The sequence below is a fragment of the Synergistetes bacterium HGW-Synergistetes-1 genome (assembly GCA_002839185.1).
Classification (GTDB): Bacteria; Synergistota; Synergistia; order Synergistales; family Synergistaceae; genus Caenicola.
In genome coordinates this window covers 112,479-132,655 of the sequence record PGXO01000004.1, presented here as the reverse complement: position 1 = coordinate 132,655, position 20,177 = coordinate 112,479, and the positions used below count along the sequence as shown (strand labels likewise).

Below are 20,177 nucleotides of genomic sequence, written 5' to 3'. Positions count from 1 at the left end.
GACACAAATTGCCGAATTAAAAACAAGAAAAATGGTGAAGAAATGGAGTATGACAGAAAAAAAGTAATTGCATCATCCGCAGCAGTCACGGTATTGCTGGCAATAATACTCTTTTCAGTCGCTTCGATCCTGATCGGTAATATTAAAGACATAGTGATAAAGGAAGCCAGTGAGGAAGCAAAAGGAATCGCTGCTACTGCTGCAAGGTTCATTGAAGACAACGTTTCCGACTACAGAAACTTATCAATGGTAACTGATTATTCAAAGGGCAGCTTCGATAAAAATTACTACCTGAGAATGAACAAACTCTTACGCCGGATCAAAAAGGATACCGGCGCTGATTTTGTCTTTACAGAAAAGAAGATTTCAGATACTGAGATCGAGTACATCCTTGACGGGGAAGATCCTGAGTCTGACCTTTTTTCTCCTATAGGATCAAAGGACGGGATGTCTAAAGAAGAGCTCAGTGCGTTTAATGAAGGCATTATCACTGCGACTGGCATGATAAAAGACGAGGCTTGGGGCGATTACCTTACAGCTTTTGCACCGATAAAAGATTCCGGCGAACTTATCGGTCTTGTAGGAGTTGACTTTTCTTCTGACTACATCAAAAAGATCGTAAACAATGTATCATATGTGACATACCTGATCCTTTTCCTCCTGACCGCCCTCTCTTATATAGCTATCAACAATCTTTTCAAAATTCATTATTCATCTTTGAACACTGACTTTATGACAGGATTGATCAACAGGCGTGGCTTTAAAGAGGCCGTACACTATGCGATCAGTGACGCAAAAAGATACGGCATTACATTCACCCTCATAATTCTTGACATCGATAATTTCAAGGAGATCAACGACAGATGCGGTCACCCTTATGGAGATAAGATCCTCAATAATATCGCTCATATTATCAAGCAGAACACAAGACATTCCGATCTTTCTTTCAGGTACGGCGGAGACGAATTTGCAATGATATTACCTGGGACAAGCAAAGAAGATGCCCTTCTGGTCTGCAGAAATATCCAACACAGCATCGCTGAGGACAGGAACTTCAGTGAAGACAATTGTCACCCGACCATGAGCATTGGGATATGCGAGTGGTCTGAAGAGATTACTGCAGATGAAATGATCAAAGCTGCTGATGATGCAATGTATCTTTCGAAGGACGAAGGTAAAGATCGGATAAAGATGTGTTGACGCTGAACATTTTCAGCAGCAGAAAGAATATTTAACGCTCCGTAGTAATATCATCCGCATCTTTTCAAAAAATCACGAACAACTGCGAGAAATATCTCAGGCTTTTCGATATGGTGGCAGTGTGAAGCATCGGGAATAACAGCCACCTCCCCCTGAGCAAGAGCATCTCTGTATTTGAGAATCGTTTCCGGCGAGGCTTCGTCGTGTTCTCCGCAAATGAGCAGAGCCGGAACTGTGATCTCATGAAGGCGAGGAAGCAGGTCTGCCCCTTTAAGACTGCCTGTGGTCGTAAACTCACTGGGGCCCCACATTGAAAGGTATATTTCCTGGTTCATCTTTCCAAGAGCATTGACAAGGTATTCCGGCCATGGATCCAGTCTGCAAATATGCCTGCAATAATATTTCATCATTACTTCCTGATAGCCGCTTTCTTCATAGAAATTCCTGAGCTCTGCATCTTCTATGATCTTTTGATCCTTATCTGGGAGTCTTTTTATATATTTTCTCTGGTCTGCCTCCCACATTGGCACGCTCAGCAGCGGCCCTGAGAAAATAATGCTTCGGACATTTTTGGGCTTTTTCCTCAGAAAATACTCGGCTGCCAGCATCGCTCCCCATGAGTGCCCCATAAGGTTTACACAATGCAAGCCCAGTTTCACAATTACTTCGTCCAGCTCCTTCACATAATAGGAAACAGTATATTCTTCACTGCTGAGACTGCGTTGGGAAAGTCCGCAGCCATGCTGGTCATAAAATATAACAGGCCTTTCTGATGCAAGCTCTGAAACGACCTGGGGCATACTTTTAAAACCCGGTCCGCCATGGATGACCAAAAGAGGAACTCCGCTCTTTTCAGCGCCATATATTTCTGTCCAGATCTTTCCCATCTCAGTCGAAATATATTTTTCTTCCATCGTATGTGCAGACATTACAACACCTCCATAAAATATGATCTCTCTGCTCCACCATTGTCTGTTTTCTTCTCCGTTACTTTATAAACTAATTATTACAGAATAGGAAGTACAAAAAGATAATCAATATTATCCTCAAAAAAATATATACAAAGTTTGGGCACTTATGAGATAATTTAAACAGTTAAATCATCTCATAAGGAGGATAGGATATGAAAAGAAAATATGTTATTTTCGCAGTTTTGTCCATTTTAATCGTGTTTTTATGCACCCCTGCCATGGCTGCAAGCGCCAAGTTCGTCAGGGCATACAGGGACAATAACTATGATATGTACGTAAATAGGATGAACATTATCCAAAATAAGGGAGTGGTATCTTTCTGGATCAAAAGTGTCTATTCAGACCAAGGAAAGTTATTAGTCAGAAATGAACTTCCAAAAAAACACCAGAAGACGCCAATACAATATGGGCTGGATTACTTTGTGTTCGACACAAAAAAGGGCAAGTACAATGTAAAACTTGCCTCTGTATATGCAAACGAAAAGGAGATCTACCGCGAAGGCAGCAATAAATGGCTCCCTGTAAAAGACGGCTCGGTCGCTGCAGTTCTAATAAATCAGGTAAACAGCTTCCTTGCTGAAAAAAATAATTAGAGAAGGAGAGGTGGGACCTATATGAGGATCAAATACAAAAGTATTCTATTTTTATTTATTCTTTCTCTTGCATTGATGTCATTGTCACTTCCTGTCGAGGCCGCCCTTTCCTCCAAATATGAATCTCCCGCAGCTGCGACTGAGGGTGCTTCATCTGTGAAACCTGCAGCTGCAGCGACCGCTCCGGCAAAACCGGCTCCGGCAGCTAAAACAGTTCCTGCTGCCACTGTAAAAACAGAACCGTCTGCCCTTCCACCGAATGTTGCTTCCTCGCCTTCGGGTCAGGCTACCGTGGTCGATATAAAAGACCTGAAAGCAAAGCAGCTGGAACTTATCAAGAAAGAACATCTTGTTTATCGCAAAGCATTTATGGATGCCGAAATGGGTCTGCGTTATTTTTATAAAACACAATATGACGCAAAGTACAGAGGCGCAAAAGCACCGACAAGTGACGAGTTGAAGGCCATGCGTTTTGAACTGAGCCTGCTGATGAAAGACCTTGGCGCAAGCGCAAAAAGGTATGCCAGCAACATCAGGATGGCGAGGATGGCCATGATCGATATGGATGAAAAAGAAAGGTCAGTCTTTGCAAAAATGCTCGGCCAGATAATAGGCACTCCTGCCTATGCAATAGACGCCGGATCACTTGGCGGCATCGAAGCAGGTATGAATAACGTCGCCAACTCAACGGCAGATGTGGGTCTTTCAACTGAAGCGGATTACGCAAAGGCTGCAATGTCTGATGCTAACATGGCCAAAGCCGGTGAAATAGCTGCTTCTGCCGTGTCTTTGGCGACAACGGTCGCGCTTTCAGGAGCAGCGATCGTCGGAGGAGCGGCATTGACGATGGGCGCAGTAACGACAGGTGCTGCTGTCGTTGGCGGTGCGGTCCTGGTAGGGGGCATAGTCGGAGGCGGACTTGATACTGTCGATGGCGTCATAGGCTTCATTGACGCACTCACATCACAAACGCACGATACTAAAACACTCAAAAAAATAAAAACCACAATAAATGTTATTAACGTAACATCGGGGGCACAAAAAGGTCAAATGCTGAAAGTTGTTATTGACGGCATTGACGGAACTAAAGATATTTGGATCCCAAAAATATTTGATGAAACAGAGAAAAGTGACTGTCCAGGCAAAGACGGCGTTAATAAAGTCAAAAATGCCAAAAAGAACGCATCTTCAGCCGGCGGCGATGGCGGCGGAGGCGGTGGCTGATAGGATCAAAACTTAGGCTCGGTGAGCCTTCTTAAAACAAAATAATGGGGCGGTCCTGAAAGGGGCCGCCCTTTTTAGTGCCTGATCCTGACCAATTTTAATTTTTTTTCTTGCATATTTTAGGACCTATCAACTTCGTTGATACACAGTCAAGCAGTATTCGTATCTTCCAGCAAAGTTGAACAAGTAGCCAATGACTTTGCAAGAATACTTAATTTACTTCACGCTTCATGAGATCCGAGTTAAATAACACTGCTAATAACATGAATAGAAAGCATTGATTTTTTGACAAAACAGCAACAAATAAATATAATTTTACTGACAAAAAACAAAAACCATTGTTATTTTTAAGTATAATTATATTTTATAACCTGTTATTTAAACTTTTGATTTAAATATAAACTGTACTTTAACACTAACTCTATGGGATAATTTAACGCATTAAAATATTTTATAAAGGAGGACTGGACGTGAAGAGGAGATATTTTATTTTCGTAGTCTTGTCAATGTTGACCGTATTTATAAGCCCTCCGGCGATGGCGGCGAATACCAAATTCGTAAGAGCCTACAGGGACAGCAACTATGACATGTATGTAAACCGGGTGAATATTATCCAAAACCAGGGGGTCGTCTCCTTCTGGATCAAATGTGTCTATTCTGCAGAAGGGAAGGCACTGGTCAGAAAGGAGTTGCCCAAGAAACATCAAAAGGCCCCTGTGGAATATGGGTTGGATTACTTCGTATTTGACACAAAAAAGGGGAAATACATTATCAAGCTTGCCTCAGTCTATTCAAACGGCAAGGAGATCTACCGCGAAAGCAGCAAGAAGTGGCTGCCTGTGAAGGATGGGACGACAGCAGCTGTGTTGATCAATGAAGTCAACAAAGCTCTTGCTGAAAAGAATAATTAGAGAAGAGGAGGCAGGATCTATATGAGGATCAAACACAAAAGTTTTTTATTTTTGTTTATTCTTTCTCTTGCGTTGATTTCATTGTCTCTTCCCCTAGAGGCCGCACTTTCCTCTAAATACGACTCTCCGGCAACTTCAGCTCAAGGTTCGGCTACAGTCAAACCTTCAGCTCCGGCACCGGCCACAGCTGCCGCTCCTGCAAATGCTGCCGATCCGTCGTCGGGTGGGGTGATCATATTAGAAAGAAAACCACTTAAGGCGATGCAGCTGAAACTGATCGAGAAAGAACATGCTGTTTATTGCAAGGCATTTGTGGACGCCGAAATGGGGCTGCGTTATTTCTATAAAACACAGTATGACGCAAAATATAGGGGAGCAAAAGCACCGACAGAAGAGGAACTGAAGGCCATGCGCTTTGAACTGGGCCTGCTTATGAAAGACCTCGGCTCAAGCGCAAAAAGGTATGCAAGCAATATAAGAATGGCAAGAATGGCAATGCTTGAAATGGAAGAAGAGGAAAGATCCGTCTTCGCGAAAATGCTCGGGCAGATAATCGGTACACCTGCCTATGCCGTGGATGCGGGATCCCTTAGCGGTGTTGAAGCCGGCCTGAACAGTATTGCGGGCGCAACTGCGGACGTCGGTCTTTCCTCTGAAGCGGATTATGCGAACGCTGAAGCCAACTCCGCCAAAGCCGGAGAGATCATAGCCTCTGCAACTTCATTGGCAACGACGACAGTGCTTGCGGGGGCAACGGTCATTACAGGAGCGGCGGTGACAATGGGAGCCGCAACTACCGGCGGTGCTATCTTAGGCGGCATAGTGCTGATCGGAGGTATCGTCGGAGGAGGCCTTGAAATAGTTAACGCCGGGGTAGGGTTCGTTGATTCTATGACGGAAAAAGAGACTGACACCTCAACTCTCCAAAAAATATCTACAACGATCAATATTGTCAATGTTGGGGCCGGAGCAAATAAGAAAGAATTGGTTAAAGTTGCCGTCGAAACTACCGAGGCAACTAAAGATATGTGGATACCAAAAATATTTGATGAAACACAAAAGGACGACAATCCGGGAAAAGACGGGGTCAATAAAATCAAAAAAGCCCAAAAGGATTCCTCTTCCGGCGGCGGCGATGGTGGAGGCGGTGGCTGATAGGATCTAAACTTAGGCTCGGTGAGCCTTCTTAAAAACAAATGATCAGGGCGGTCCTAAAAAGGCCGCCCTGTTTTCTGTCTGTTCCTTTATCTATTTTTCTTTTCTTGCCTGCTGTAAGGTGTATCCTTAAGCGGCAGGGATGTCCTGAAGATCCCGTCCCTGTTGCAGTATGCGAGCTGAATGGCAGGGGCTCCCGGTATCGCAGCTATCTCCCCTATGCCCTTTGCTCCGCCTGCAAAGCCATCTTTTGCTTTTCCTATAACTATGCTGACTATCTCAGGTACCATATCCGCCCTGAAAAGCCCAAGTGTTCCAAATTTCGCCTGAGGCACACAGTCCTTGAGCGGATAATTCTCCGTAAGAGCGTATCCCATGCTCATTACCACTCCGCCCTCAATCTGCCCTTCCACGTTTTTGGGATTTATGGCTTTTCCTACATCATGGGCCGCTACTATCTTTTTTATCTTTCCGGCTTCATCCAGAATGACCAGGTGGGTCGCATATCCGTATGATATGTGGCTTACCGGATGCGGTTTGTCTGATCCCATTTTGTCAGTTACGCTCTCAAACTCCGCATAGTACTCGCGTCCTTCCAGCTCAGCAAAAGCGGTCGTTTCCAGATCTTTTTTCAGCTGTTCGGCAGCTTTTCTTGTGGCCTCACCTGTAATGACAGTCTGCCGTGATGCCGTGGTATTTCCTGAATCCGGGGTAAAGAAGGTATCTGCGGGGTCGTGGACGACAAGTTCGGGATGCAATCCCGTAACGTCACAGACCATCTGGGTGACTACCGTGCCCAGCCCCTGCCCGATGCATGAGGCGCTGGTGGCTATGTGGACCTTGCCCTCCCTTATCCTGAGCATGCATCTTCCAAAGTCAGGAACACCTACCCCAAGTCCTGCATTTTTCATCGCACATGATATCCCTGCACCGGGATTTTTGTCGTATTCATCTTTCACAGCCAGCAACGTCTCTTCAAGCGCTGTCGTATCATCTGCGATCTGTCCATTTGGAAGCTCGTCGCCGGGCCTGATCGCATTTTTAAAGCGGAACTCCCAGGGAGAGAGTCCTACTTTTTCAGCAAGCCGGTTTATGTTGCACTCAGTAGCAAAACAGCTCTGAGTAACGCCGAAGCCCCTGAATGCCCCTGCAGGCGGGTTGTTCGTATATACGGCCGTTCCTGTTATATCTATGTTCTGATAGTTGTATGGCCCTGCTGCATGGGTACAGGCCCTCTGAAGGACCGGCCCTCCAAGGGATGCGTATGCCCCCGTGTCTGAGACTATACCGGCTTTCATAGCCGTGAGCCGACCATTCTCATCGCAGGCTGTGGTCATCTCTATCTCCATCGCATGTCTTTTGGGATGGACCTTGATGCTCTCAGCCCTTGTAAGGGAAACCTTTACCGGACGTTTGGTAAGATACGTCAACAGCGCCGCGTGATGCTGGACACTCATGTCTTCCTTGCCGCCAAAACCACCGCCTATCATCGCCGCAGTCACTCTCACCTTTTCATGCGGCAGTCCCAGGGCTTCAGCGCACTCCCTCATGGTCTGGTAGACTCCCTGGTCAGCGGAATATATCCTCACTACCCCGTCATCTTCCATCAATGCCACGGCAGTCTCAGGTTCAAGAAATGCATGTTCTGTAAATGGCAGGGAGTAATGGTTTGTAACGACGTGCTTTGAATTTTTGATGACGTCGTCCGCATTGCCCCTCTTAAGGTCAACGCGCGACATGATGTTTCCGTTTTCATGTATGAGGGGAGTTCCCTCAGCAAGTGCTTCGGCCGGTGACGTTACCGGCTTCAAGACCTCATATTCGACCCTTATCAGTTTTTTTGCTTCCTCCATGATCTCAGGCGTCTCCGCAGCAACAAGCGCAAGAGCGTCGCCAACATATCTGGTGCACCCTCCGACCGGGATCATTACATCCCAGTCCTTCACAAGATGCCCTATTTTTTTCTTGCCCGGAACGTCCTCTGCCGTAAATATCCCAACGACTCCGTTAAGTTTTAGGGCTTCAGAGATATCTATCGATCTGATGACCGCTCTCGGATATTCTGTCCTGACAGCTGAACCGTATATCATCCCGTCAATTTTGATATCAGCAGCATATTGGGCAGTTCCTAATACTTTGGATACTGCATCTGTGCGCGGAATATTTTCTCCGACTGCCCCCGTGTAGTGTTCTCCGGACACCGGGATATTCTCCCTGAACATTTTGGCTGCGAGCAGGATCGCCCCTTCTATCTTCTTGTATCCGGTGCACCGGCATATATTATTTTTTATAGCCTCTTTTACCTCTTTGATAGTCGGGTCAGGGGCTTTGTCGATAAGGGCCTTGGCGCTTATCACCATTCCAGGGATGCAGAATCCGCACTGCACCGCTCCGGAGACCGAGAATGAATATGAATAGACGTCTTTTTCCCTTTGACTAAGCCCTTCAACAGTGAGAATATTTTTTCCGCTGATATTTTTCAGCTCCTGCACACAGGCTTTGCATGCCCTTCCGTCGATCAGGACCATGCATGTTCCGCAGGCTCCCTCTTTACACCCGTTCTTTACAGATGTCAGACAAAGATCCTCCCTCAGAAAATCTATAAGTTTTTTGTTTGTTTCAGATATTTGGATCTTTCCGTTAACATTAAGTTGATACATCGGCAATCCCCCTCAGATCGGAATACTTTTCCGAGCTGCTTTGATCATCTCTGCAATTTCTTTTGGCAGCTTTTTATCTGCAGGATCAAGAGAAGAAGTAAAAACTTTCCCTTCCAGCCTGACCTTGAATCTGCCTTTTCCCATGTCAAAAAAACCGCTGTTTTTGCTTTCGTTCAGATCCTTTTCCCTTGAGAAGTATGTGAACTTGTCTTTGTATGGCGATCCTGTCCACGGGCAGAATGCGGAACAGTTGCCGCACTCGTTGCAAAGATCATCTATGTGGATTATCTGAGGTGAGGATGCCCCCTCTGCGTGAACAGAGATGTTGGCTCTGTTCGGACAGACGTCTACACAGTTCTCACAGAGAACTCCGCATTCAAGGCATCGTTCAGATTCTTTTTCAGGAGACCCACAAAAGATAAGCTTACCCTTTTTTAAGCGAAGACGATCAGTGTCGCGCTTATTTTTTTCAGGATCATTCCTTTTGCACAGCCCTTCCTTAAATGCGATATCATCTGCGACACGCCTGGCATCCGCTATGGCTTCGACCACTGTTTTTGGGCCGCATCTTGCATCGCCTGCAACGTAAACGCCCCTGATGTTTGTCTCATAACTTTTTCTGCACGTTACTGCCCGGCCCTTGTGGTCCACAAATATATTACTGTCACAAAAGAAATCCGAATCGACGTTTTCTCCCACAGCCTCTATAAGAGTATCAGCCGGGATCATAACCGTCTCCAGGGTAGGCACCGGTGACCTGCGTCCGGAGGCGTCTCGCTCACCCAGGGTCATCACCGAACAGAGGAGTTTTCCCTCTTTGTGCGAGATCGGCTGAAGCAGCTCCCTGAAGATCACACCGTCTTCCATTGCCAGTCTGAGTTCCTCTTCTTCTGCCGGCATGAACATGGCTGTCCGCCGGTATACTATGCTTACCTTTTTGACGCCCTTGAGCCTCTTGGCTGCGCGGGCGGCGTCCATTGCCGTATTGCCTCCGCCGATAACGGCCACATTCCTGCCTAGATGTATTTTTTTCTCATCTTTTTTATACGAGGCAAGGAAATCAAGTGCATTGACCTTTTTGCAACTTTTTATGTCAAGCTCCCCATGCTTCCATGCTCCTGCGGCAATTACAATGTATTTGTAGCCCTTTTCCCTGAGTTCCTCTACAGAAGAGACCTTTGTCCCCAGGATAAATTCAGCACCGGTATTCTTTACGATCTCAATGTCCCGTTCGATGGCGCTCTTGTCTATCCTGAAGTCGGGGATCACATGCCGTACTACTCCTCCCGGCTCTTTTTCCCGTTCAAATATCGTGGTGCCGATACCGTATCTTTGAAGGAAATACGCTGCGGCAAGACCTGCCGGTCCTCCGCCTACCACCGCTGCCTTTGCTCCTGTTATTTGCCTGGCCGGTACGACTTTATCTATGACCGTTTTAAAACCCTCTTCGGCTGCCTTGAGCTTAACGTCCCTGATAGCTACTGACTCTTCATAGTGGTTTCTCGTGCAGGATGCCATGCACCTGTGCGTGCAGATCATTCCTGTAATGAATGGAAGCGGGTTTTTGTCCAGTATCACTTCCAGTGCTTCGCCGTACTTTTTCTCACCGACAAGGGAGATGTATTCCGGCACGTCCTGATGGATAGGACATCCTTCTGTACATGGCGCGACAAAGCAGTCAGTCAGGGGCAATTTATCTTCTTTGGCAAAAATGTCCCGGTGTTTGATAGGCTTCCTGTACCATTCATCCGCTTCAGACTTTTGGATAAGGCTGTCAAGGAGATCAGGATCGACGCCTTTGTCTCCTGTCTTTTCCATTCCGGCAAAAGTTTCGGCTATCTGCCTGAGCCTGTTGTAACCGCCGGGTTTCAAAAGTGTCGTAGCCATTGTTATGGGCCAGATGCCGGCGTTGAAAAGATCAGATATATTTGTGTTATCTGCCCCTCCGGACCAGGAAATGCGCAGCTTCCCGTCAAATTCCTTTGTCAAAAGACGGGCAGTCCTGGCTGTCAGAGGAAAAAGGGATCTGCCGGACATGTACATTTCTTCACCGGACATGATGTCTCCCGGGTTATCTACCGGGAGAGTGTTTGTCAGCTTTACTCCAAATGAAAGCCCGGCATTCTCTGCCGCAGCCTGAAGGCGTTTTATCATCGGTACTGCGTCTTTGAGCTGAAGATCTTCTTTGAAATGGCGGTCGCCGAAGGAAACGTATCCGAACCCTATTGAGTCCATGGTCTCCCTTGCAAGCTTGTACACGAGGATGGTCGGATTGATCTTGACATAGGTATTAAGATGTTTTTCTTTTATAAGGTATGACGCTATCCGTTCTATCTCTTCGGGCGGGCACCCGTGCAGTGTCGATAATGTTATAGACCTGCAGATATTTGGAGATATCCTGTCTATATATCCCACATCGATATTTGAAAAATCAGGGATGTTTGCAAAAGCCCATTTCCTGCATTCATCCCATATCGGGAACCCCGAGGCATCCTTCAGTCCCTCTATGAACCTGTCTATCTTTTCAGATTTTATTCCCTGAAGGTCATAGCCCACGCTCATGTTGAAGACAAAGCCATCAGGAGCCCCCAGTTGGAACTCCTCAGAGATCAGCTTGATGGCGAACCAGGCCTTTACGTACTCGTCATAAGCATTCCCTACTGTCAGTTCTGTAGACCATTCGACGTTGTAACATTCGTCTCTGGCGTCTATACAGGGCTTTGATACTGGAAGGTCCTCGCCGTCCAGAGTCTGGACAGTCTTTAGTTCAAAGAAACGTGCCCCCGCAGCGTAGGCGGAAATGAGATTCTGCGCCAGCTGTGTATGCGGTCCGGCGGCAGGCCCGAAGGGAGTTTCGAGTTTTTCTCCAAGAAAGTGAAAAGCTCCGCCTTTATGCCTGTAAATAGAACTGACACCGAAGATGCTCCCGGTGCGTTCTTTTTCAGAGAGTATCCACTCCATCAGTTTTCCAAAGGAAATAGGTCTCATTCGATCGCTCATTTCATGACCCCCTTCGACTTTCTGTACAACAGAAATGTTCTAATATTATATATGGAGAATGAGCAGGACTAAAGTCCTGCGGGAGTCAATTGGGAGTCGATTGCGAATCAGTTGGTAAAGACTGGCAAGCGATACGAAAAACGGGAGTCGATTGGTAATCGGTTGGGAGTCTGTTGCAAATCAGTTGTTTAGTCCCTGATAACATGGTCTCTCTCCGTAGTCCCGGTATGTGCATGAGCCTGGATCTACAGGTTTTAATTCTAAGTTTTGCATTTACAAAGTCAAAACAATCGGCACGAGCTAAAACCCTTGCCTAAGAGACTGTGGATACTATTCTCAGACATTAACTACCGATTTGCAATTGGTTACCTAATGATTCCCGCCAGAAGTTCCTCCCTGGCAGCTTCCCCATTGATTTGCAACTGATTCCCGCCGGCGGTCTTCCGGCAGCTTTACGATCGCTTCGCTGTCGTAAAGACAGTTGACTAAGAATACGGCTGTGTTATATTGAATTGGTGACAATAGGGTATTTTTCACCCTTGAGCAGCTTATATGACCACATCGGAGGGGTACATCCATGGATTTTGATGCCATTAAAAAAGCAGCAGAGGGCTATGAAAAAGATATGACAAAGTTTCTTCGCGACCTTATCGCTATTCCGGGTGAAAGCTGCGGGGAAGAGTGTGTGATAAAACGGATCGAAAAAGAGATGAATGATCTGGGGTTTGATGAGGTAACTATCGACGGGATGGGAAACATTCTCGGATACATGGGCTCGGGGAAGACCCTGATCGCATACGACGCTCACATTGATACCGTCGGGCTCGGAGAACTCTCAAACTGGAAATTTGATCCTTACAGGGGATATGAAAACGAGACAGAGATAGGCGGCAGGGGCGCTTCGGACCAGCTTGGCGGGATAGTATCTTCTGTATATGGAGCTAAGATCATGAAGGACCTTGGCCTGCTCTCCGACAAATACAGGGTCCTCGTTACAGGCACTGTTCAGGAAGAAGACTGTGACGGACTCTGCTGGCAGTATATATTCAACGTGGACGGCATCAGGCCTGAATTCGTTGTCATAACAGAACCCACCGACGGAAACATCTACCGCGGGCAGCGCGGACGGATGGAGATAAGGGTCGAGGTCAAGGGAGTATCCTGTCACGGATCGGCACCGGAGAGAGGCGACAACGCCATTTACAAGATGGCTGACATCATAAAGGAAGTGCAGGCACTGAACGATAGGCTGCACTTTGATCCGTTCCTTGGCAAGGGGACGCTTGCAGTATCAGAAATATTCTACAACTCCCCCTCACGCTGCGCTGTTGCAGACATGGCCGCGATATCTATCGACCGCAGGCTGACTAACGGAGAGACATGGGAGATGGCACTGGAAGAGATTAGTGCCCTTCCAACAGTAAAAAAATTCAATGCGGCAGTATCGATGTACAAATATGAGAGACCTAGCTGGACAGAGCTTACATATCCCACTGAGTGCTATTTCCCCACATGGGTGATTCCGGAAGACCACCCTGCGACGAAGGCAATGGTCGGATCATATATGGGGATGTACGGTGAGCCTGTTGTAGACAAGTGGACCTTTTCAACAAACGGAGTCTCTGTCATGGGCCGTTTTGGGATACCCTGCATCGGATTCGGACCCGGAAAAGAGGCACAGGCCCATGCACCCAACGAGATCACATGGAAGGCTGATCTCGTAAAGTGCGCCGCCGTCTATGCCGCACTGCCGACACTCTACTGCGATAACAATAAGTGACCGATAGTGATCAGAAGATGACAATGGAGGAATCGACAACATGAGAATGGATCCCTTTGTTAAAAAACTGAACGAACTGAATTTTTCAGATATGTATGAAAATGATTTCTTCCTTACATGGGAGAAGAGCAGGGATGAACTCGATGCTGTTTTCACAGTGGCAGACGCTCTCAGGTGCCTCAGAGAAAACAACATCTCACCTAAAGTTTTTGACAGCGGCCTTGGAATATCTCTTTTCCGCGACAACTCCACAAGGACCCGCTTCAGCTTCGCCTCAGCATGCAACATGCTTGGACTGGAAGTCCAGGATCTTGATGAGGGCAAGTCACAGATAGCGCACGGCGAGACGATACGGGAGACTTCCAACATGATCTCATTCATGGCCGATGTGATCGGGATAAGGGACGACATGTACATAGGAAAAGGCAATACATATATGCACCAGGTCGTAGATGCTGTCAAAGAGGGATACAGGGACGGCATACTCGAACAGAGACCGACTCTTGTTAACCTCCAGTGCGATATAGACCATCCCACGCAGGCAATGGCTGACATGCTCCATATGATCCATGAGTCAGGCGGCATTGAAAAGCTTAAAGGCAAAAAGGTCGCGATGACATGGGCATACTCCCCCTCCTACGGCAAACCTCTCTCTGTCCCCCAGGGCGTAGTGGGGCTGATGACAAGGATGGGCATGGAAGTTGCACTTGCCCACCCGAAAGGCTATGAGATCATGTCTGAAGTCGAGGATATCGCAAAGGAAAACGCAAGGGTATCAGGCGGCAAGTTCACAAAGACCAACAGCATGAAAGAGGCATTTGAGGGAGCAGATTTTGTCTACCCCAAAAGCTGGGCTCCTTTCAAGGCTATGCAGAAGAGAACAGATCTTTACGGAGCGGGCGACCATGACGGGATCAGGGCTCTTGAGAAGGAACTCCTTGCTCAGAACGCTCTCCACAAGGACTGGGAATGCACCGAAGATATGATGAAAATGACGAAGGACGGAAACGCCCTTTACCTGCACTGCCTGCCTGCAGACATCTCGGGTGTCAGCTGCGAAGCAGGAGAGGTGGCCGCTTCTGTATTTGACAGATACCGCGTGCCTCTCTTCAAACAGGCAAGCTTCAAGCCGTACGTAATCGCTTCAATGATATTTTTGAGTAAGGTAAGTGACCCTCAGAAAGTTCTGTCAGCCCTCGAAGAGAAATCATCACCACGAAAGGCTCTCTGATTTTGGATCTCAGCATGATCAAAGGTGATGAGGAAGCCAAGGGGGAAATATTCCATGAGACTAAGAAGCTCCTTATAAACGGCTCCCTATGGGATCCGCGGTTTTATCCCGCATACACTCCAAAGGAGATGCTTGATATGGGGGTCTTTGGAGGAACATATCTCAACAGTGTCAGGGATACTCTGCCCTTTGATTGGTTTACAGGCGACAAAGTGCTGCCCAAAGGCAACAAGCCGGATGTCTCTGTGAATTTTTTCAAAGTCTCATCGGGCATGTCACTTTCAGAATGGCAGAAAAAAGGGTGGATCATGACGGACAAGCTTGGCTGGTTCCAGTGGTACTGCAACTATTACCTTGGGAGACGACTCGGTGAGGACGAGATCCAGATAAAGCGCTGGCGGCAGTTTTGTACGCGGCATTCCGCTCAGATACACAAAAACCCCTGGCAGCCAAGGCTCAGACAAAAACAGGGACTCCTCCACTGGTCCTATGACTGGCGGGACAAATTCCACGAATGCCGGGATAAAAACCTCGCTCACATCATAAGTTCAGAACAATAAATAGACGGCTGCGTATAAGCGGCCGTCTGATTTTTAGTCCTTTGAAACAAATTGGTCTGGCAGTCCGTTCGTATGTTTTTACGAACTAGAATGTTGAGTAATCGGAATCCTTTGGGTCTGCTATGAACATGTGTCCCGGAGCATGTGTTATCGCAAAAGGCGGTTTGCTGTTCATTACCACAGCCTGGGGAGTTACTCCGCATGCCCAGAAGACAGGGACTTCACCTTCTCTTATTTCCACTGGGTCTCCAAATTCCGGTCTGTTTATATCCTTGATACCTAAAGCTGCCGGATCTCCGATATGTACGGGAGCCCCGTGTACTGCAGGGAAACGCCCCGTGCAGAGGGAGGCCCTGACCACCTGTGCATGCTTGATGGGTCTCATGCTGACTACCATTGGTCCGCTGAGACGTCCGGCAGGGTTGCACTGCCTGTTTGTTATATACATCGGAACATTACAGCCGCAATCTATGTGGCGGATAGGGATGCCTGCCTCCAGGAGGGCGCCCTCGAATGAGAATGAACATCCCAGGAGAAATGCTACAAGATCATCTTTCCAGTACTTCAGTACATCGGTAGGTTCATCTTTGAGTACGCCGTCTTCCCAAACGCGGTATCTGGGAATGTCTGTCCTGACATCAGATCCAGGCGCTATAAGCTTTGCTTCGCCATCTCCCGGCTCTGTCACGTCAAGTATGGGGCATGGCTTGGGGTTGCGCTGCGCAAAAACAAGAAAATCATATGCCCAGTCCTTTGGAAGGACTATCATGTTGGCCTGTACATGAGAAAGGCACAGACCCGATGTCGGGTGTGTCCACTCTCCCTTTCTGATGAGTTCCCTCATCTCTTTCGGTGATGCGTGGCGAAATGGAGAAATGTCAAACGGCAATGTCATCCCAGAACGACCTCCTTCAAATTTGTAACTTTTACGCCGGCAGCCTGAAGCGCCGAACGGACAGCCTTTGCCATCTCAACTGCCTCGGGCGTGTCTCCGTGCATGCATATCGAATGCGGACGGAAGTTTATTACAGTTCCGTCAACAGCCTCAACTGTCCCTTCCGTAACCATTCTAACGACCCGTTTTGCAGCGGCCTCAACATCATGTATGATCGCCCCGGGCTGTGAACGCGGCACCAGGGAGCCATCGGCCATGTATCCCCTGTCTGCAAATGCCTCCGCGGCAAACGGGACACCCATTTCTTTAGCAGCTTTTTCAAATTCAGAGTTAGCAAGCCCCATGAGTATTACGTCTTTTCCTGAATCCTTTACTGCCTGAGCTATCGACCTTGCAAGCTCAGGATCTTTTGCCGCCTGATTGTACATTGCTCCGTGGGGTTTGACGTGCTGAAGACATAAGCCGTTTGCACAGCAGAAAGCGCTGAGGGCTCCTATCTGATAGAGGCAGTCCGCATATTCCTCTTCGGGAGTACACTTCATGTTCCTGCGCCCAAAGCCTACCAGGTCGGGATATCCGGGATGAGCGCCAACTGCCACCCCCTTTTCGGCACAATTTTTAATGGTTTTTTTCATAACGAGCGGATCGCCCGCATGGAATGCGCACGCAACGTTTGCCGATGTTACGGCATCCATAACGGCTGCATCATCACCCATCTTATATGCGCCAAAACTCTCTCCTATGTCACTGTTCAGGTCTACTTTATACATATCCGGTCACTCCTTGTCTCTAAATCTCTTCACAGGTTATTTCGTATCTCTTTCCTTCCACAGTCAGTGCAAAGTGGTCGGAAAGAGGTTTTGGAGCTTCACTGTGCGTACGGGAAACATGTGAAAGACGAAGCTCTTTTGCCCTTCTCACTGCTTCCTTTATCCTCATCTGTTCTGCAACACCCTCAGAGACATCGGCCCTGCGAAAACGCACCTTGGATCCCGGCATCTTCTGAACAAGCGCCTCCATCGAAAGGGGCGTAAGTACTCCGATCTTTGTGTAGCCGCCTGTAGTCTGACGGTCTGCAAGCATTATTATCGGCATTCCGTGACCGGGGATCTGCACAGCTCCCAGCGGTATTGCATCGGATACGATGTCCGCTCCCTTTTCGGTGTGTTCGATCTTTGCACCTTCCAGACGGCAGCCCATCCTGTCTGATTCAGCTGTGATCGTGTACTCAGATTCGAAAAGGAGTTTCTTTCCTTCTTCAGTGAAGGCATCTTCCTGGAGTCCTGTTATTATTGCAAGCGGAGCATTTGCATCCTGTGCCGGGTCCAGATCTTCAGGCAGACAAAATCCTTCAAGTTTCTTCCATAGTGCCGCCGGTTCCCCGATCTTAATAACGTCTCCGATTTTAAGAGCGCGTCCCTCAACTCCGCCGATCTTTGCGCGTATATACGTTGAACAGCTGTTCATGACGGGCGGGATATAAACACCGCCGGCAAAACAGAGGTTTCCTCTGCAGCCCTTCCCTTTCGGTCCCTTAAAAGTTATCACATCTCCATCGTTCAGTACAACAGCCCGCCATGAGCCGACTGCCTTGCCGTTTACGCTGAACCCTAAGTCAGCTCCTGCAAAGACCGCTGCACCGGATCCCTTTACCTCAATTTCAGGTCCAAGGAGAGTCACTTCAAGGGCGGCAGAGCCTTCCGGATTACCAAGCATCGCATTTCCAAGCCTGAGGGCAGGAAGGTCCATCGCCCCTGCCACAGGGACACCGCTTGACTGGTATCCCCATCGTCCCAGGTCCTGCACGGATGTGAGCATTCCTGCTTTTTTAATGATCAGTTCCATTGTCATTTCGCCTCCGTTATGAGGGGTTGGTAAGTCCCCGCAGCCACTTCGGCCTCAATTTTCTTATATTCTTCTTCAGTAACAGGAACAAAGCGCACTTCATAACCTGCTTCGATCAGCGTGGGGCGGGAAGCTTCAGGCGTGAACAGCCGCAGCGGAGTCCGGCCGATAAGCTGCCATCCTCCCGGGCTGTCTATCGGGTATATCCCTGTCTGTTTTCCTGCTATCCCGACACTTCCGCCATTTATCACTGTACGCGGGTTGGTCAGCCTGGGTGTCGCTATGCTCTCGTCCATGCCGCCAAGATAAGCGAAGCCCGGCATGAAGCCTATCATGTAGCAATGGCATGACTTGGAGCTGTGTCTTTTTATTACCTCTTCTTCCGTTATCCCCGCATGTTCTGCAACGTTAGCTATGTCCGGCCCGTATTCTCCCCCGTAGCAGACCGGAATAGATATCTCGGCAAATAAGGCCTGACCATCTTCACCGTCAAATTCCGGAGCTGACTTAGCCGCATTGACTACCTCATCTGCGCTGACAACTGTCGGATCAAAATAGACAGCCAATGACCGGTATGTCGGCAGGCACTCGACTATAGGGATATCCTTCTGTGTAAGAAGATGTTTTTTGAGATTCATCACAGCATCATTGGCGCCGCGGTCGATCTCATCGGCAAATTCGACAACAACGCAGGACTCCCCTGCTGTAAGATACTTTGGATCCTTGATGTACAACGACATTGATATCACTCCTTGCTGACAATTACATGGGAGAATTTAAATTCTCCCATGTAATTGTACATCCCTATGAAAAAAGTTTGGCAATTCCGGTCAATGATTTAAAGCCCATCCATGCCGTAAATACGACCATGATCCATCCCAATACCGCAAGGACTTTCGGATGATGATAATCAGCTCCGACGATCTTCTTATTGAAAGCCGCAAGCAGCATGACTCCAAGAGAGACAGGGAGGATCAGCCCGTTCAGCGATCCTGCCACTATCAGAAGGGGTACCGGACTCCCCAGTGTTGAGAAAATAGCCGTTGAAACACAGATGAATCCGATTATCCAATAGCGCGCATACTGCTCGATCTTTCCAAAAAGTGTTCTGAGGAAGGATATTGATGTGTAGGACGCGCCAACCACAGAAGTGATGGCAGCACACCAGAGTATCAGGCCGAATATACGGTAACCGATCTGTCCTGCTCCGATGAGGAAGGCTGATGCCGGAGGATTTTTAGGATCAAGAACTGCTCCGGTCGCAACAACACCCAATATTGCCAGGAAGAGAAGGTATCTCATAATGCCTGTGATGGTGATCGCCTTGACAGAACCGGAGGATATCTTGGGAAGATTTTCCATTCCAGTTATACCTGCGTCAATTATGCGGTGAGCACCTGCAAATGTAATATATCCACCGACTGTACCGCCTACCAGAGTAAGGATGGTCATCCAGTCGATCTTTGAAGGCATTACTGTCTCCTTAAGAGCCAATGCCACCGGGGGCTGTGTCTTGAAAACCATGAAAAGGACCATTGCGATCATTGTTACTCCAAGTATCTTTGTAAAATTGTCCATCGCCTTTCCCATCTCTTTGTTTAGGAATAGGGCTATGGCGATCCCGGCGCTAACTATCGCTCCCGGTACAAATGGCACCCCGAGCATTACGTTGAGTCCCATTGCTGCGCCACCGACGTTGCCTATGTTAAAGACAAGTCCGCCCAATGCAACAAGAAAAGCGAGGAAATAGCCCAGTCCGGGGAGTACCTCGTTGGCAACATCCTGCGCGCGCTTGCCTGAAACACCGAGAATGCGCCAGATATTCATTTGCACTACGATATCGATAAGGATTGAAACTAAAATTGCAAAAGCAAAGGCCGCTTTCAGCTTATCTGTAAAGACAGCTGTCTGTGTCAGGAACCCCGGTCCGATAGCCGAAGTTGCCATCAAAAATGCTGCACCGATAAGAACACTTGCTGCTGATCCAGGATCCTTTTTCTTTTCTGCCATAATTCAGCACCTCCAAAATTAATTAAGCAATAACGCCTGCTTTATTACATGCAATAAAGTTGCCAAAATGACAAATAACTAAATTTGAAGAGCAGAAAAGTCAGATAAACATAATATCCATTACAACGGATCATTTTTTTAA

The 20,177-nt window shown here is 47.7% G+C and carries 16 protein-coding genes; 8 read left to right on the top strand and 8 right to left on the bottom strand.

What is annotated here, in order from left to right:
* Window positions 1–42: 42 nt before the first annotated feature.
* On the top strand, window positions 43–1,200 hold the full coding sequence (locus CVV54_04200) for a hypothetical protein (GenBank protein ID PKL04689.1): 1,158 nt from the start codon (window positions 43–45) through the stop codon (window positions 1,198–1,200).
* A 50-nt stretch (window positions 1,201–1,250) separates the two neighbouring features.
* Here the strand turns inward: CVV54_04200 and CVV54_04195 are convergent, their stop codons facing one another.
* Complete coding sequence (locus tag CVV54_04195; GenBank protein PKL04688.1) at window positions 1,251–2,129, bottom strand: proline iminopeptidase; 879 nt, start codon at window positions 2,127–2,129, stop codon at window positions 1,251–1,253.
* A 194-nt stretch (window positions 2,130–2,323) separates the two neighbouring features.
* On the opposite strand from CVV54_04195, the gene CVV54_04190 reads away from it, so the two are divergent.
* The 4 genes from CVV54_04190 to CVV54_04175 all read left to right on the top strand — a co-directional run bounded on the left by CVV54_04190 (window position 2,324) and on the right by CVV54_04175 (window position 6,054).
* On the top strand, window positions 2,324–2,764 hold the full coding sequence (locus CVV54_04190) for a hypothetical protein (protein PKL04687.1): 441 nt from the start codon (window positions 2,324–2,326) through the stop codon (window positions 2,762–2,764).
* A 21-nt stretch (window positions 2,765–2,785) separates the two neighbouring features.
* A complete protein-coding gene (locus CVV54_04185; protein PKL04686.1) occupies window positions 2,786–3,988 on the top strand; it encodes a hypothetical protein in 1,203 nt (400 codons plus the stop codon).
* A gap of 470 nt (window positions 3,989–4,458) precedes the next feature.
* Window positions 4,459–4,899 (top strand): hypothetical protein, encoded by a 441-nt coding sequence (locus tag CVV54_04180; GenBank protein PKL04685.1) that lies wholly within the window; start codon window positions 4,459–4,461, stop codon window positions 4,897–4,899.
* 21 nt (window positions 4,900–4,920) lie between these two features.
* Window positions 4,921–6,054: a hypothetical protein gene (locus CVV54_04175; protein ID PKL04684.1), complete on the top strand. Its 1,134-nt coding sequence runs from the start codon at window positions 4,921–4,923 to the stop codon at window positions 6,052–6,054.
* A gap of 89 nt (window positions 6,055–6,143) precedes the next feature.
* On the opposite strand, the gene xdh is transcribed toward CVV54_04175, so the two are convergent.
* A complete protein-coding gene (gene xdh, locus CVV54_04170) occupies window positions 6,144–8,714 on the bottom strand; it encodes a selenium-dependent xanthine dehydrogenase (GenBank protein ID PKL04683.1) in 2,571 nt (856 codons plus the stop codon).
* A 12-nt stretch (window positions 8,715–8,726) separates the two neighbouring features.
* A complete protein-coding gene (gene ygfK, locus CVV54_04165; protein PKL04682.1) occupies window positions 8,727–11,714 on the bottom strand; it encodes a putative selenate reductase subunit YgfK in 2,988 nt (995 codons plus the stop codon).
* Window positions 11,715–12,291: 577 nt separating this feature from the next.
* Here ygfK and CVV54_04160 point away from each other — a divergent pair.
* From CVV54_04160 to CVV54_04150, 3 genes are read left to right on the top strand one after another with little or no spacing between them, the layout of a single operon-like run.
* A complete protein-coding gene (locus tag CVV54_04160) occupies window positions 12,292–13,494 on the top strand; it encodes a YgeY family selenium metabolism-linked hydrolase (protein PKL04681.1) in 1,203 nt (400 codons plus the stop codon).
* A gap of 46 nt (window positions 13,495–13,540) precedes the next feature.
* The gene (gene ygeW / locus CVV54_04155; GenBank protein PKL04876.1) at window positions 13,541–14,725 is read left to right on the top strand and encodes a knotted carbamoyltransferase YgeW; all 1,185 of its coding nucleotides are present in this window, start codon (window positions 13,541–13,543) and stop codon (window positions 14,723–14,725) included.
* 2 nt (window positions 14,726–14,727) lie between these two features.
* Window positions 14,728–15,285 (top strand): hypothetical protein, encoded by a 558-nt coding sequence (locus CVV54_04150; GenBank protein PKL04680.1) that lies wholly within the window; start codon window positions 14,728–14,730, stop codon window positions 15,283–15,285.
* 85 nt (window positions 15,286–15,370) lie between these two features.
* On the opposite strand, the gene CVV54_04145 is transcribed toward CVV54_04150, so the two are convergent.
* The 5 genes from CVV54_04145 to CVV54_04125 are packed head-to-tail and all read right to left on the bottom strand — an operon-like array spanning window position 15,371 to window position 20,035.
* On the bottom strand, window positions 15,371–16,180 hold the full coding sequence (locus CVV54_04145) for a putative hydro-lyase (protein ID PKL04679.1): 810 nt from the start codon (window positions 16,178–16,180) through the stop codon (window positions 15,371–15,373).
* On the bottom strand, window positions 16,177–16,950 hold the full coding sequence (locus CVV54_04140; protein ID PKL04678.1) for a hypothetical protein: 774 nt from the start codon (window positions 16,948–16,950) through the stop codon (window positions 16,177–16,179). The genes CVV54_04145 and CVV54_04140 overlap by 4 nt, the downstream gene beginning before the upstream one ends.
* Window positions 16,951–16,969: 19 nt before the next feature.
* Window positions 16,970–18,025: a KipI antagonist gene (locus CVV54_04135; protein PKL04677.1), complete on the bottom strand. Its 1,056-nt coding sequence runs from the start codon at window positions 18,023–18,025 to the stop codon at window positions 16,970–16,972.
* Between the two features lie 2 nt (window positions 18,026–18,027).
* Entirely contained in the window at window positions 18,028–18,771 is a 744-nt protein-coding gene (locus CVV54_04130) for an allophanate hydrolase (protein ID PKL04875.1), read from the bottom strand.
* Between the two features lie 58 nt (window positions 18,772–18,829).
* Window positions 18,830–20,035: a hypothetical protein gene (locus tag CVV54_04125; protein ID PKL04676.1), complete on the bottom strand. Its 1,206-nt coding sequence runs from the start codon at window positions 20,033–20,035 to the stop codon at window positions 18,830–18,832.
* Between the last annotated feature and the right edge of the window lie 142 nt (window positions 20,036–20,177).

Excerpts from the sequence above, each read along its gene's own strand:
- CVV54_04200 (PKL04689.1), top strand. The coding sequence starts at position 43 with ATGGAGTATGACAGAAAAAAAGTAATTGCATCATCCGCAGCAGTCACG.
- CVV54_04195 (PKL04688.1), bottom strand. The coding sequence starts at position 2,129 with ATGTCTGCACATACGATGGAAGAAAAATATATTTCGACTGAGATGGGA.
- CVV54_04190 (PKL04687.1), top strand. The coding sequence starts at position 2,324 with ATGAAAAGAAAATATGTTATTTTCGCAGTTTTGTCCATTTTAATCGTG.
- CVV54_04185 (PKL04686.1), top strand. The coding sequence starts at position 2,786 with ATGAGGATCAAATACAAAAGTATTCTATTTTTATTTATTCTTTCTCTT.
- CVV54_04175 (PKL04684.1), top strand. The coding sequence starts at position 4,921 with ATGAGGATCAAACACAAAAGTTTTTTATTTTTGTTTATTCTTTCTCTT.
- xdh (PKL04683.1), bottom strand. The coding sequence starts at position 8,714 with ATGTATCAACTTAATGTTAACGGAAAGATCCAAATATCTGAAACAAAC.
- ygfK (PKL04682.1), bottom strand. The coding sequence starts at position 11,714 with ATGAGCGATCGAATGAGACCTATTTCCTTTGGAAAACTGATGGAGTGG.
- CVV54_04160 (PKL04681.1), top strand. The coding sequence starts at position 12,292 with ATGGATTTTGATGCCATTAAAAAAGCAGCAGAGGGCTATGAAAAAGAT.
- ygeW (PKL04876.1), top strand. The coding sequence starts at position 13,541 with ATGGATCCCTTTGTTAAAAAACTGAACGAACTGAATTTTTCAGATATG.
- CVV54_04145 (PKL04679.1), bottom strand. The coding sequence starts at position 16,180 with ATGACATTGCCGTTTGACATTTCTCCATTTCGCCACGCATCACCGAAA.
- CVV54_04140 (PKL04678.1), bottom strand. The coding sequence starts at position 16,950 with ATGTATAAAGTAGACCTGAACAGTGACATAGGAGAGAGTTTTGGCGCA.
- CVV54_04135 (PKL04677.1), bottom strand. The coding sequence starts at position 18,025 with ATGGAACTGATCATTAAAAAAGCAGGAATGCTCACATCCGTGCAGGAC.
- CVV54_04125 (PKL04676.1), bottom strand. The coding sequence starts at position 20,035 with ATGGCAGAAAAGAAAAAGGATCCTGGATCAGCAGCAAGTGTTCTTATC.